The following is a 13,377-nucleotide window of genomic DNA, read 5'->3' as shown; positions in this document are numbered from 1 at the left end:
CTGTTCAGCGCATACGCCAGATTGGATCAACCACGATGAACACCCTCGACTTCCTCGACAAGCAGTCGCTCCGCGACGACATCCCCGAATTCGGCCCCGGCGACACCCTTGACGTCCACGTCAAGGTCATCGAGGGCTCCAAGGAACGTGTCCAGGTGTTCAAGGGTGTCGTGATCCGTCGCCAGGGTGGCGGCGTTCGCGAGACCTTCACCGTGCGCAAGGTGTCCTTCGGCGTCGGCGTTGAGCGCACCTTCCCGGTGCACAGCCCGAACCTGGCCAAGATCGACGTCGTCACCCGCGGTGACGTCCGTCGCGCCAAGCTGTACTACCTGCGCGATCTGCGCGGCAAGGCAGCCAAGATCAAGGAAAAGCGCTGACCCGTCTACCCTGACGACGTGGCCGACTCTCACTCCGCCGGTAACGAACCCGACCCCGGTGCGCAGCGGTCGTCTGCCGATTCGTCCTCGCGTCCTGAGGACTACGGCTGGGATGACGACGGCGAGCACCCCGACGAGCGTCCGTGGCGCAGCAAGAAGGACAAGCCGGAGAAGCGTGGCTCGCTTCTGCGCGAAGCCGTCATCATCATCGGCTGTGTGCTGTTGTTGACCTGGTTGCTGCAGACCTTCGTCGGACGGCAGTACGTGATTCCGTCGGAATCGATGGAACCGACGTTGCATGGCTGTACGGGGTGCACCAACGACCGGATCGTCATCGACAAGCTGTCGTATCGCTTCGGCGAGCCGGAACCCGGTGACGTGGTGGTGTTCAAGGCTCCGACCGAATCCTGGGACGGGGCGTGGCTGTCGCCGCGGTCGGACAACGCGGTGGTGCACAAGATCCAGGACGGACTGTCGTGGTTCGGCTTCGCGCCGCCGGACGAGAACAACCTCGTCAAGCGGGTGATCGCCACCGGCGGGCAGACCGTCGAGTGTCGCAACTCCGACAACGTGGGTGTCACCGTCGACGGTAAGCCACTCGACGAGCCCTACGTAGACAAGTCGCTGCAGGCCCAAGACGTGGCGGCCGGCAACGAGTTCGCGGCGAATCCGAACGGTCAGCCCAATGCGTGCTTCGGGCCGGATTTCGGTCCCGTCAAGGTGCCCGATGGCAACGTGTGGGTGATGGGCGACAACCGCGCGAACTCGGCGGACTCCCGGTTCCACATGGAGGACGAGTACCAGGGCACGGTGCCGGTCAGTGACATTCGCGGCAAGGTGCAGTTCATCATCTATCCCTTCTCGAGGATCGGTGGTGTGTCCTCGGACAACCCGCAGTCATGAGAGCTGACCTGTGATGTGGGAGCCCGACCGATGAGCCGGTGGCCGCCGAGATTCCCGATCCGACGGGCAGCGAGTCTGCGTACCTACGAGTTCGCGCTGCACCGCAACGGGCTCGGCCCTGTCGCCGGGGTCGATGAGGCAGGCCGCGGCGCCTGTGCCGGGCCGCTGGTGGTCGCCGCGTGTGTACTCAAGCCCACGCAGCTGGCCTCGCTCGCCGATCTCGACGACTCCAAGCGACTGACCGAGGCCACGCGCGAGCAGCTCTACAAGGCGGTCACGAAGTACGCGTTGAGTTGGCATGCGGTGGTGATCCCCGCGGCCGAGATCGACCGCATCGGCATCCATGTCGCCAACATCGAGGGCATGCGGCGGGCCATCGCCGGCCTGGATGTGACCCCGGGTTATGTGTTGTCCGACGGTTTCGTCGTGCCAGGACTGACCGTTCCGTCGCTGCCGGTGATCGGCGGGGACGGTGCCGCCGCCTGCATCGCCGCCGCGAGCATCATCGCGAAGGTGACGCGCGACCGGCTGATGGTGGCGATGGATCAGGACCTGCCCGGCTACGATTTCGCCGTCCACAAGGGCTACAGCACCGCACATCACATGGCCTGCCTCGACCGTCACGGGCCGTCGCAGCAACACCGAATGTCCTACCGGAATGTCGCCTCCCGCGTGACCTCCGACCCCGACCCGACCACGATAGGCTTGACGAATGAGTGCTGAGGATCTCGAGAAGTACGAAACCGAGATGGAACTCTCCTTGTATCGGGAGTACAAGGACATCGTCGGACAGTTCACCTACGTGGTCGAGACCGAACGGCGCTTCTACCTCGCCAACTCCGTAGACCTGGTCCCGCGCAACACCGAGGGCGAGATCTACTTCGAGCTCCGCATGTCCGACGCTTGGGTCTGGGACATGTACCGCCCCGCCCGCTTCGTCAAGCAGGTCCGCGTCATCACCTTCAAGGACGTCAACATCGAGGAACTCGAGAAGCCCGAACTCCGCCTCCCCGACGAACCGTGACCTCCCCGGCGACTGAGTAGAACGTGCTGTTTTCCGGCACGTTCACCTCACTCGGATCGGGCTACTCCGGGATTTTGTCGATAGTTGCCTCGGTGAGATCGATTGCGCGTTGGCAGATTTCGGTGAGTGGGGGTTTGGGGAGACCGGCATAACCCACCCCGGTGACGACCCCGGAATCCAGGGACTGCACGTACGTGAAGCATTGCCCAGAGTTCAAGGAGGCAACTCCCACGCTACGTGTATCAACTTCTTGGTTCTCAAGCCAATTGAATGTCGGGTTCAAACTCTTATAGTCGGCGAGGCCGTCGTAATCTGCCACCATTTGGTAGGCAGACCATGACCACTCCTCGGCGTCAATGTATCGCCATTCGCACCCTCTCAGCGTTTGCCCGTCGACTTTGGCGGCGTCCTTTACCGAATTAAGGTCTAAGCCTAGTTCCGCGGCCGTACCTTGATCCATTGCCGTGCACGGCTCATAGGGCGAGCCGTCGTTTGAGGAGTTCCATCGCTTCGGCATTCTGTTTACGAACGGGAGGGGGAGACCATCTGAGTCCGTCTGTCGAACGTATGACCCAGTGGGGTTAGTCGAATCCACAGGGGCAGATTCTGGTGTCAGATCTCTGGGCTGTGAGCAGCTGGCTGTCAATGCGGCAAGTGCAACTAGCGCTGCAAACCATCCACGGTTTCCCATTCGCGATGGTCTACCTTTTCTCTGCAAAATTGCCCGCCGACGAGCGGTCCTGTGATTCGAGGGTTTCTGCTGCTTCTGCGCACTTCTGTGCGAGTTTCATCAGTTCGCTAATTTGCAGGTCTATCGCGGCAGCCCATCCAGCGTCACTTGTGATACTCGATCTGAGGCGGTCCCTCAGGAATCCGCCTTCTTGGCAGTCTCGCCCGAAGTAGTTTGCTGCAGCGATCTGCGACACGGTATTGAGGCAGTCGCGAAGCTTCTCCGCCGCATCGTCCGCCGCCTTCGCCCGCGCCTCCCACATCCCCTTCTCGGAAAGCACACCAATCCCATCTACTGCCTGCCCCCAGTCCCTCTGATCCGGCGCACGCGTGACCTCGGGCATCGCGACACAGGGTTCCAGGACATAGTCGGACGCCTTTTGTCCGCCGCTCACGGTTTCCTCCCCACGTTGGTTTGGACGCACAGACCCCCGATGTGGTTCCAAGCGTCAACGCTTGCGAGCGGTGTGGCGTGATCCGCTCCAAGTGTCTGTAGCATAGCGGGCCAGATCCGGTGGCACGGATGTCCGTGGGTCGAGTCGGGACGGAGGGGCGATGACGGGGGCGGTCGGGGGCGGCAACACCAATTGGTTTGTCGCGATTCAGCAGATCTTGTCGCGTCTGGAGTCAATGGGTCCCGAGTCGGCGGCTGCCGACGCCCAAGCGCTGGCCCAGGCCATCTCCGCAGCTCACGAGGCGGCGCAACACCTCTACCGGTTCGGCGGTGACGGCCTGCAGGGGGTCGCGGCGAGCTCCAGCGAGGACGCGGCTCGGCAGATCTCCAGCGACATCGTGTCCGCGGCGGCGAACGCCCAGCCTGGCATCGACGCGCTCGTGAACGCCCAGTCGGTCTTGCTGGCCTCGCAGGCCCAGCGTGGGTCGCTGATGGAACTTCAGGGCGAGCTCCTGAACCCGTTGGGCGACGCATTCGGCGCCATGACCAGGGCGGGGCTGTTGATGACCGAAACCTACAACGGTCCGATGAGTTCGGCCGGCGATGGCCTGGGTCTGGCCGGCATTACCGGAGCCGACGGTCTACTGGCCGGAACAGGTGCCGGGGGATCGGCTGGCGGGGCCGGTAGCAGCGGTGGCCCCAGCGCAGCGGCGTGGTCCTCGGCGGCCGCAGCCACCGATCTGGGTGACTACGGTTCGCAGTCTACGAAGGAACCGACGGCCCCGCCGAGCGGCGGTACCTCCACCGATCCCGTGCCACAGGCAGACTCGGCGAAAGCCGGCGACTCCCCGCTGTCCCTCGGCGAGGGCAGTGGCAACGGCGGCGGCGGGGGAGATGGGCCCGACAGCTTGACCCGTGGCGGACTTGGCAGCCCCGACTCGTCGAGCAGCACGGTGTCACCGTCCGCGATGATGATGCCCGGCAGTGCGGCCGCCGGCGCGGGTGGTGCAAAACTCGCGGGCAGTGGGGGCGCGGGAGGTTCTTCGGCCGGCGGGTCCAGCGGCTCGAGCGGAGCGAATCCCGCGGCACTGTCTCGCCGCTTGTCGGCCGCAATGCCCACAGCTGCGCCCACGTCGGGCACCTCCGCGACGACGACGCCGGTCGGTGCCGGTCCGAGCCGAGCGGGTGCGGCTCCGATGGGCGCACCCCATGGCGGCAGCCGCGGCCGCGGGCCCAACAACACCGAGCACAAATCCGCACACTATCTGCACACCACCGACAACGGTGCCGAAATCGTCGGCACCCTGCCACTGGTGGGCCCCCCGGTCATCGGCGATTGGGCACCACCACAACCGATCACGCCGGCCACCTCCGACGATGCCGCGTCGTCGTCCGAACCCGACGACCACCCGGACCGAGACCTCAAGCTCTGACCCGTGCCGCCCCCGGACCGGCTGTCCACAGGGGTGCTCTGTCCACAGATCTGCACCGGACATCGTCGTACAGGCTGATTCGCGGCCTCACCCGACGATGCTGCTCTCATGAGCGAGAACCCATCCCGGCCGTCCGATCCACCGTCTGCTCGGAACTCATCGCGGACTCGACCGAGCACAGCCGAGATCGGCCGTTGCGGTGAGGATCTGGCCGCCGACTTCGTGGTGGAACTCGGTTGGCGAGTACTGGATCGCAACTGGCGTAACCGTTTCGGGGAACTCGACATCATCGCTGCCGACGCCGATGAACTGGTGGTGGTCGAGGTCAAGACACGGGCCTCGCGGGTCTTCGACGATCCGGTCGCCGCGGTCACACCACTCAAGTTGGCACGCATGCGCCGCCTGGCCCGAGAATGGCTCGCCGGCAACCGCGACCGCTGGTGGTCACGTATCCGGTTCGACATCATCAGCGTGCAACTCGACCCGCACGAACCGTTGGCGCTCGACCGCGCGAGGGTGCGCCACCACCGGGGAGTGTTCGAATGACCGACGACCCGCGCCTGACGACCGGGCTGGGTTCGATCCAGTCGGTGGGGCTCAACGCTTTCGAAGCCAATCAGATCGAGATCCAGGCCAACGTGGGACACGGCTTGCCCGGCTTCGTCGTCAACGGCAAGGTCGACGCATCGTTGCGAGAGGCCAAAGACCGGGTGCGCGCCGCGATCAGCAACAGCGGGCTGAAGTTCCCCGATCTCAAGGTGACGGTATCGCTCGCACCGGCCGACCTCCCCAAAGCCGGGTCCTCTTTCGATCTCGGTATGGCACTGGCGATCCTGGCCGCGACCAAGCAGGTCACGGTCTCGCGCACCGCACGCACGGTGTTCCTCGGAGAACTCGGACTCGACGGCGGGCTCCGACCGGTCCGAGGCGTGCTGCCTGCGCTCAAACACGCCCGCGATCACGGTTTCACCCATGCGGTCGTGCCGATGTCCAACGTCGCAGAGGCCACATTGGTGACCGACCTGGAGATCGGCGGCGCGGAGAACCTCACAGAAGTGGTGCGATGGCTGGCCGGCGAGACGGTCCTCGACACGGTGACCGAGAGTGAATCCCTCCCGCCGCCGATCGAGTATCACGACATGTCCGAGGTGGTGGGTCAGTCCGAGGCGCGCCACGCGCTCGAGATCGCCGCGGCGGGAGCGCATCACGTGTTGATGACCGGGCCGCCTGGCATCGGTAAGACGATGTTGGCGCGACGCCTGCCGGGGATACTCCCGCCGCTCGGATCCGAGGAATCGCTGGAGGTGACCGCCATTCACAGCATCGCCGGTACCCTACGTGCGGGTCGCCCGTTGGTGACCGAGCCACCGTTCATCGCCCCACACCACACCACCTCCACCACGGCGCTGCTCGGCGGTGGTACCGGGATGGCCAGGCCGGGTGCAGTATCCCGGGCGCACCGAGGAGTGCTGTTCCTCGACGAATGTGCCGAGATGGGGCCGAAAGTGTTGGACGCCTTGCGCCAACCGCTCGAAGAAGGGGAGGTCCGGGTCTCGCGACGCGACGGGGTGGCCACCTACCCGGCGCGGTTTCAGCTGATCATGGCCGCCAACCCGTGCCCGTGCGCCCCGGCGCACGACATCGACTGCATCTGCTCGGCGGTTGCCAGGCGACGCTACCTGGGGAAGCTGTCCGGACCGCTGATGGACCGCGTCGACATACGGGTAAGGATGGACCCGCCAGGCAATACGGCATTGATGTCGGACGCCGAGGAATCCAGTACCGCCGTCCGGGACCGTGTGGCGGCCGCTCGTCGTGCGGCGCTGGATCGGTGGGGATGTCACGGGTGGCTGACCAATGCCGAAGTTCCCGGTTCGGCTCTGCGGCAGCGTTTTCGGCTGTCACCGTCGGCTCTGCGTCCGATCGAGTTGTTCTTACGGGACGGACGTGTGACCGCGCGCGGCGCCGACCGGGCAATCCGGTTGGCCTGGACGCTGGGAGACCTGAAAGGGCTGACGCAGCCGGGCGAGACGGAGGTCGCCGAGGCGTTGCTCTATCGCGACCGTGGTGGGTGCTGATGACCGACGACACCGAACTGCGTGCCTGGGCCTACCTCGCCCGGGTTGTCGAGCCACCCAACGCTCCGCTGCTGTCGCTGTGCGATGAGCTCGGTCCTATCGAGACGGCTGCCGCTATCCGTGCCCGTTCGGTGCCGCACGGCCACGACGAGGTTCTGACGGCGACGGCTGCCCGAGCCGACACCGATCTGGCGGCGCAGGATCTGGACGTTGCCGCGCGGATCGGTGCCCGATTGGTGACCCGAGACGACCCGGAGTGGCCCGCCTGGCCCTTGTTGGCGCTCGGTCAGGCCGACACCGCATTTCGTGGCGGCGAACCCCTCGCCTTGTGGGTTCGCGGCACCTCCCGTCTCGACGAGGTGGCGTCCACCGGCATCGCGCTGATCGGGTCGCGGGCGGCCTCACGCTACGGCGAACAGGTCACCTCGACGTTGGCGGGCGGGCTCGTCGCGGAGAACTGGGCGGTGGTCTCGGGTGGGGCCTTCGGCGTCGACGGCGCGGCGCATCGCGCGGCGGTGGCCTGTGGCGGCCAGACGATGGCCGTGATGGCCTGCGGAATCGACCGCGACTACCCGGCAGGACATGCTCGACTCTTCGACCAGATCGCCGAGAGCGGGCTCGTGGTCTCCGAGTATCCGCCGGGCACCACAGCTGCGAAGCATCGGTTCCTCACCCGCAATCGGCTGGTCGCGGCGATGTCGAAAGCTGTGGTGGTGGTTGAGGCAGGTCGACGGTCGGGTGCTGCGAACACCGCTGCCTGGGCGCGCAAACTCGGTCGTCCGCTCGGCGCGGTCCCGGGGCCCGTCACCTCGGCCACGTCGATCGGATGTCATCAGCTGATCGCCGAGGGGCTCGCCGCGCTCATCATCGACCCGCAGGCGGTGATCGCGCTGGCTGCCCCGGATGGCAGTGGGGACATGGAGCGAGGTCCGGTGCGGTCCACTGACGCGTTGTCGCCGGAAGCCAAGCGGGTGCATGACGCGATACCCGCACGCGGGTCGGTGACGATCGAAGAGATCGCCTTCTCGGCGGGCCTCGAGACCGCCCGGGTCAGGTCGGCGCTGGCTCACATGGATGTCAGCGGTCATGTCGTCAACGTCGACGGTGCGTGGCGGCTGGCATGACCAGACACCCGACGGCGAGTTGCTGCTCGTCCTATCTACGGATCAGCATCTCGACGAAGATGCGTTTGTCGTCCTCGGTGGGCGCCTCGACTCGTTCGCCGCCCTGCATGTAGCCGATCCCGACGTACACGAGCGCGGTGGCGCGCGCGTGCGCGTCCAACGGCGAGAAACCCAGCTCCACGAAAGCGTCCTGTGCGACATCGAATGTCGTGTGATCGAGCGCCACCACCGCCGCCTGGAGCTCGGGGTCGGTCTCGGCCCACGCACGTACCGCTGCCTCCACCGAACGGCGGCGGGTATTGCTGACCAGTTCGCCCATCGACTGGATTCGCTCGACCGGCGGCAACTCCTGCAGATTGGCGAGCGTCCGCCGGGCCGCTTCCTCGATCCCACGGCAATGATCTGACAGCGCCGTCATCAACGCCGAGATGTCGGTGAAATGCCAGTAGAAGCTGCCCTTGGTGACCCCGAGCCGGTCGCACAGACGGGAGATCTTGATGGCACCGACACCGTCACTCATCAGCACCTGCATCGCCGCGTCGAGCCAATCGTCCACAGTGAGGCGGGACCCTCGTCTGGGTGACGACGACTCCGGCATGACTTCCCTCGCTCGGACTGGTGAGACAGATATTCAACGACCTGAAGTCCAAGATTAGATCACCACCGTCGCCGGTGCGGGCGCGGTGCAGGTCGCTGGGCAGCTCGGTGCCAACGGGACGTCGCCCGACGTCCCGTTCTGGTTAGGTTTACCTAATAGGGCGTACTGTGGTCGCGGAGAGGAGGCTTCATGGCCAAGAATCTGAACGTGATGACGGTGCTACGTCGCGAGCAGCTGACCCCGCACATCGTCCGGCTGTATCTCGGTGGCAACGGTTTCGACGACTTCGTCCCAGCGGGGGAGCCGGCGAGCTGGGACACCGACATGTACATCAAGCTCGCCTTCGGGCCCGACGGTGAGCCGTACCGCGGACGCGACTTCGACCGCAAGATGATCCGACTGCTGCCTTCGCGCGAGCAACCGGTGCTGCGGACTTACACGGTCCGGGCAATCGACCTCGCGGCGCGCGAGATCGCGGTCGACTTCGTCGTACACGGCGACGAGGGTATCGCCGGCCCGTGGGCAGCGCGGGTCGTGGCCGGCACCACCATCCACTTCCTCGGCCCGGGTAGCGGCTACCGGCCGCGCGGCGACGCCCCGTGGCACCTGCTGGCCGCCGACGAGGCGGGTCTGCCCGCAGTGGCCGCTGCCCTCGAGGCGCTGCCGGCGGACGCGATCGCAAAGGTCTTCGTCGAGGTCGCCGGACCCGAGGACGAGATCGAGCTGACCGCCCCGCCCGGGGCCGACATTGTCTGGGTGCATCGAGGTGGCGCGGCCGGTGAGGTCGCAGACGAACGGGCCGGCGACAACGCACCGCTGATCAGCGCGGTCCGCGACGCGGACTGGCTCGACGGGGAACCGCAGGTGTTCATCCACGGTGAGGCCCAGGCAGTGATGCACAACCTTCGCGCCTACGTCCGCAAGGAACGTGGCGTGAGTGCGGCCAACGCGTCGATCTCCGGGTACTGGCGCCGGGGCCGCACAGAAGAGGGTTTCCGGGAGTGGAAATCGGAACTACGGGCCGCAGAGGAAGCGGCCGGCGCGCCTGCCTGAACGCCTGCAGCTCGCCGCGTCGGCGGCCACGATCCGGCAACGACCCGCGTGGCCGGTTGCGCCCGGCCCGCCAAGCCGCTTGGGTCGGACCATGACCGACCGGTCCAACACCCGAAATTCGTCGTCCACTGTGGATGGCCACGGGCTCCTCGACGACTTCACCACCCATCTCCGTTACGAGAAGGGACTCAGCGAGCACACCGTTCGCGCCTACGTCGGTGATACTCGGGGCCTGGTGGCCTTCGCGGGTGCGCGCGGAGTTGCGATCACCGCGATGGATCTGGCGTTGTTGCGCGGCTGGCTCGCCGACCACACCCGCCGCGGCGCGGCCCGGACCACTGTTGCGCGTCAGGTCTCCTCGGCAAAGGCATTCTGCGCGTGGGCCGTTCGTGAAGGAGTGCTGGAGCACGACCCGGCGACCCGATTGCAGGCCCCCAAAGCACACCGGACGTTGCCGACCGTGCTGGGTCAGGATCAGGCCGCGGCCGCCGTGTCGGCGGTCGGCACCGTGACCGGCGGTGACGCTGCCGACGGCGAGACCGATCCTGTGCACATCGCCGTCGCCCTGCGCGACGCAGTCATCCTGGAGTTGCTCTACGCCAGCGGCATCCGAGTCGGTGAGCTGTGCGGACTCGACCTCGGCGATGTGGACACCGATCGGCGAGTGCTGCGGGTCATCGGCAAAGGCGACAAGCAACGATCGGTGCCCTACGGCGATCCCGCCGCCCGGGCGTTGCACCTATGGCTGCGTGACGGACGCGCGACGCTGGCGACCACGCGGTCCGGCGATGCACTGCTGCTCGGCGTCAAGGGTGGGCGCCTCGACCAGCGGATGGCCCGTAGCGTGGTGCACCGCGCGGTGCAGGCTGCCGGATTGCCCGACATCGGCCCGCACGGTCTGCGGCACAGCGCCGCCACGCATCTGCTCGAGGGCGGAGCGGATTTGCGGGTCGTGCAAGAACTTCTCGGACACTCGTCGCTGGCGACCACCCAGATCTACACCCACGTCAGCGTGGAACGCCTGCGGGCCGTGCATCGCCAAGCCCACCCGAGAGCCTGACATCGTCCGGTTCGACCGGCTTGAGTCGTACCCGGACGGCGCCGAGCAACGCCATCGGGTTCAGGTACACCGCCGCGCGACCGCTGCCGCGCCGTGCACCCCAATGCAGACAGGCCACTGCCGGGCACCCCACATGACCCGCCACCACCACTCCGATCACCGTGCCGCGACGCACCGACTGACCTTCGCGTACCGACGCCCGGACCGGCTCGTAGGTGGTGATCAGGTCGTCGGTGTGCCGGATCGAAACGACCGGGCGTCCGGCGACCTCCCCGGCGAACCGGACACGGCCGTCACCGGCCGCGCGTACCGCGGCGCCAGGAGTTGCCGTGAGGTCCACCCCGCGATGCCCGGGAAGCCACCGTTGCTCCGGTGGATCGAAGCCGCGCACCACCTCTGGCGAGGGGATCGGTGCGACAAAGCGGGTGGCGTCACCGAATGCGATCGCGGGCAGCAGCCACAGCAGCAGGGTGACCACGCAGAGCTCGCCGATGGCGGTCATCAGCACGCGCAGCGTGGGTGACCATCGACCTCGGAATCGCGAAGACAGGGGCGCCATGTCTTTCAGACGCACGAGCGCGCCGGTTGGCTCCCGTGGATGTGCGAGACGCCGGTCACGGGGGCGGCTGCCGGGTTTTGGTTTTCTGCAGCTGACCGGCGTAAACTCGCTCACGCACCTCATCGCAGATCGATGAGGTGACTTCGCGCGCCTGCGAAGCGGCCGCCGTCACCTGTGACGACGCGGTCCACGCCGCCGGGTGGGCGGTCTCGGAGCGGTTCCGCCGCCGGGTCCACCACGGTTGCAGGCGCCAGGGTCGGCATCAACCGGTGTCGACATCAACTGCACACAAAGGATAGTGACGACATGGCTGTCGTGACCATGAAGCAGCTGCTGGACAGCGGCGCACACTTCGGGCATCAGACCCGCCGTTGGAACCCGAAGATGAAGCGGTTCATCTTCACCGACCGCAACGGCATCTACATCATCGACCTGCAGCAGACGCTGACCTACATCGACAAGGCGTACGAGTTCGTCAAGGAGACCGTCGCCCACGGTGGCACCGTGCTGTTCGTCGGCACCAAGAAGCAGGCGCAGGAGTCGATCGCCGCAGAGGCGACCCGCGTCGGGATGCCGTACGTCAACCAGCGCTGGCTCGGTGGCATGCTCACCAACTTTTCGACCGTCCACAAGCGCCTGCAGCGCCTGAAGGAACTCGAGACCATGGAGCAGACCGGTGGTTTCGAAGGTCGCACCAAGAAGGAAATCCTCATGCTCACGCGTGAGAAGAACAAGCTCGAGCGCACCCTCGGTGGTATCCGAGATATGGCCAAGGTGCCGTCTGCCGTTTGGGTGGTGGACACCAACAAGGAGCACATTGCTGTCGGTGAGGCACGCAAGCTCAACATCCCGGTCATCGCGATCCTCGACACCAACTGCGATCCCGATCTCGTGGACTACCCGATCCCGGGCAACGACGACGCGATCCGCAGTGCCGCACTGCTGACCCGTGTGGTCGCCTCGGCCGTTGCCGAGGGCGTGCAGGCCCGCGCCGGCCAGTCGTCGGATGACTCCAAGCCGGAGGCGGGCGGCGGCGAGCCGTTGGCCGAGTGGGAGCAGGAGCTGCTCACCCAGGCCACCGCTCCCGCGGGTGGCGAAGCCGGTACCGCACCGGCCGCCCAGTAACCGGTCGCATCACCTCACCCGGTCCTGATGCCGGTCGGGTCGCGACCCGACCGGCATCGACACACTCTCTCTAAGGAGGCTCGCCAACGATGGCGAACTACACCGCAGCCGATGTGAAGCGTCTCCGCGAGCTCACCGGCTCAGGAATGCTGGACTGCAAGAACGCGCTGGCCAACAATGACGGCGACTTCGACAAGGCCGTCGAGGAGCTGCGCATCAAGGGTGCCAAGGACGTCGGCAAGCGCGCCGAGCGCTCCACCGCCGAGGGCCTCGTGGCCGCCAAGGACGGCGCCCTGGTGGAGATCAACTCCGAGACCGACTTCGTGGCGAAGAATGCCGAGTTCCAAGAACTCGCCGACAAGATCGTCGCCGTCGCCGCGTCGGCGAAGACCACCGACCTCGACTCGCTGAAGGCCGCGAAGCTCGGCGACGGCACCGTCGACGACGCCGTGCAGGCCCTCTCGGCGAAGATCGGTGAGAAGCTCGAACTGCGTCGCGTCGCCTACTACGACGGACCGGTCGCGGTGTACCTGCACAAGCGTGCCTCCGACCTGCCGCCCGCCGTGGGTGTGCTGGTGTCCTACACCGGTGAGGGCGACGACGCGGCCGAGGCTGCGCGTGGCGCCGCCATGCAGGTCGCCGCGCTGCGGGCCAAGTACGCCACCCGCGACGAGGTCCCCGCCGACATCGTGGAGAACGAGCGTCGTATCGCAGAGCAGACCGCGAAGGAAGAGGGCAAGCCCGAGCAGGCACTGCCGAAAATCGTCGAAGGCCGCGTCAACGGTTTCTACAAGGACGTCGTGCTGCTCGACCAGCCGTCGGTCCAGGACTCCAAGAAGACCGTCAAGGCTCTCCTCGACGAGGCCGGCGTGACCATCAACGGTTTCACCCGCTTCGAGGTCGGCCAGGCCTGAGCCGGT

General features: G+C 66.5%; 16 protein-coding genes. 12 read left to right on the top strand and 4 right to left on the bottom strand.

The window, feature by feature from the left end:
• Positions 1–35 precede the first annotated feature (35 nt).
• Genes rplS through OSB52_RS18485 form a run of 4 tightly spaced genes read left to right on the top strand, consistent with a single transcriptional unit; the run spans position 36 to position 2,304 of the window.
• The gene (gene rplS, locus OSB52_RS18500; protein WP_235722285.1) at positions 36–377 is read left to right on the top strand and encodes a 50S ribosomal protein L19; all 342 of its coding nucleotides are present in this window, start codon (positions 36–38) and stop codon (positions 375–377) included.
• A gap of 18 nt (positions 378–395) precedes the next feature.
• Complete coding sequence (lepB, locus tag OSB52_RS18495; protein ID WP_266063029.1) at positions 396–1,280, top strand: signal peptidase I; 885 nt, start codon at positions 396–398, stop codon at positions 1,278–1,280.
• A 30-nt stretch (positions 1,281–1,310) separates the two neighbouring features.
• Positions 1,311–2,003, top strand: coding sequence for a ribonuclease HII (locus OSB52_RS18490; RefSeq protein ID WP_235722283.1), 693 nt, complete (start codon positions 1,311–1,313; stop codon positions 2,001–2,003).
• Positions 1,993–2,304: a DUF2469 domain-containing protein gene (locus tag OSB52_RS18485; protein WP_235722282.1), complete on the top strand. Its 312-nt coding sequence runs from the start codon at positions 1,993–1,995 to the stop codon at positions 2,302–2,304. Before OSB52_RS18490 ends, OSB52_RS18485 begins: the two co-directional genes overlap by 11 nt.
• A 61-nt stretch (positions 2,305–2,365) precedes the next feature.
• Here OSB52_RS18485 and OSB52_RS25185 read toward each other — a convergent pair whose 3' ends face one another.
• On the bottom strand, positions 2,366–2,995 hold the full coding sequence (locus OSB52_RS25185; protein ID WP_372512450.1) for a DUF3558 family protein: 630 nt from the start codon (positions 2,993–2,995) through the stop codon (positions 2,366–2,368).
• A 10-nt stretch (positions 2,996–3,005) separates the two neighbouring features.
• A complete protein-coding gene (locus OSB52_RS18480; RefSeq protein ID WP_266063028.1) occupies positions 3,006–3,428 on the bottom strand; it encodes a hypothetical protein in 423 nt (140 codons plus the stop codon).
• Between the two features lie 160 nt (positions 3,429–3,588).
• On the opposite strand from OSB52_RS18480, the gene OSB52_RS18475 reads away from it, so the two are divergent.
• The 4 genes from OSB52_RS18475 (at position 3,589) to dprA (ending at position 8,062) form a co-directional block, all read left to right on the top strand.
• Complete coding sequence (locus OSB52_RS18475; RefSeq protein WP_266063027.1) at positions 3,589–4,860, top strand: hypothetical protein; 1,272 nt, start codon at positions 3,589–3,591, stop codon at positions 4,858–4,860.
• Between the two features lie 108 nt (positions 4,861–4,968).
• Positions 4,969–5,406 carry a YraN family protein gene (locus OSB52_RS18470; protein ID WP_266063026.1) on the top strand — a complete coding sequence of 146 codons (438 nt, stop codon included), beginning with the start codon at positions 4,969–4,971 and terminating at the stop codon, positions 5,404–5,406.
• On the top strand, positions 5,403–6,938 hold the full coding sequence (locus OSB52_RS18465) for a YifB family Mg chelatase-like AAA ATPase (protein ID WP_266063025.1): 1,536 nt from the start codon (positions 5,403–5,405) through the stop codon (positions 6,936–6,938). The genes OSB52_RS18470 and OSB52_RS18465 overlap by 4 nt, the downstream gene beginning before the upstream one ends.
• Positions 6,938–8,062 (top strand): DNA-processing protein DprA, encoded by a 1,125-nt coding sequence (dprA, locus tag OSB52_RS18460; RefSeq protein ID WP_266063023.1) that lies wholly within the window; start codon positions 6,938–6,940, stop codon positions 8,060–8,062. Before OSB52_RS18465 ends, dprA begins: the two co-directional genes overlap by 1 nt.
• Positions 8,063–8,093: 31 nt before the next feature.
• Here dprA and OSB52_RS18455 read toward each other — a convergent pair whose 3' ends face one another.
• Positions 8,094–8,618 (bottom strand): TetR/AcrR family transcriptional regulator, encoded by a 525-nt coding sequence (locus OSB52_RS18455; protein ID WP_235722276.1) that lies wholly within the window; start codon positions 8,616–8,618, stop codon positions 8,094–8,096.
• A 231-nt stretch (positions 8,619–8,849) separates the two neighbouring features.
• On the opposite strand from OSB52_RS18455, the gene OSB52_RS18450 reads away from it, so the two are divergent.
• Together OSB52_RS18450 and OSB52_RS18445 are read left to right on the top strand one after the other, a co-directional pair.
• Positions 8,850–9,713 carry a siderophore-interacting protein gene (locus tag OSB52_RS18450; protein ID WP_266063022.1) on the top strand — a complete coding sequence of 288 codons (864 nt, stop codon included), beginning with the start codon at positions 8,850–8,852 and terminating at the stop codon, positions 9,711–9,713.
• Between the two features lie 91 nt (positions 9,714–9,804).
• Positions 9,805–10,773 (top strand): tyrosine recombinase XerC, encoded by a 969-nt coding sequence (locus OSB52_RS18445; protein WP_266063021.1) that lies wholly within the window; start codon positions 9,805–9,807, stop codon positions 10,771–10,773.
• On the opposite strand, the gene OSB52_RS18440 is transcribed toward OSB52_RS18445, so the two are convergent.
• Entirely contained in the window at positions 10,721–11,275 is a 555-nt protein-coding gene (locus OSB52_RS18440) for a murein hydrolase activator EnvC family protein (protein ID WP_266063020.1), read from the bottom strand. The two genes, OSB52_RS18445 and OSB52_RS18440, sit on opposite strands and share 53 nt — an antisense overlap.
• 363 nt (positions 11,276–11,638) lie before the next feature.
• On the opposite strand from OSB52_RS18440, the gene rpsB reads away from it, so the two are divergent.
• A complete protein-coding gene (gene rpsB / locus OSB52_RS18435; RefSeq protein ID WP_235722272.1) occupies positions 11,639–12,457 on the top strand; it encodes a 30S ribosomal protein S2 in 819 nt (272 codons plus the stop codon).
• A gap of 89 nt (positions 12,458–12,546) precedes the next feature.
• The gene (gene tsf / locus OSB52_RS18430; RefSeq protein ID WP_266063019.1) at positions 12,547–13,371 is read left to right on the top strand and encodes a translation elongation factor Ts; all 825 of its coding nucleotides are present in this window, start codon (positions 12,547–12,549) and stop codon (positions 13,369–13,371) included.
• Positions 13,372–13,377 lie beyond the last annotated feature (6 nt).

It is taken from the genome of Gordonia aquimaris (assembly GCF_026262595.1).
GTDB lineage: Bacteria > Actinomycetota > Actinomycetes > Mycobacteriales > Mycobacteriaceae > Gordonia > Gordonia tangerina.
This window is presented reverse-complemented; position numbering and strand designations above follow the sequence as displayed.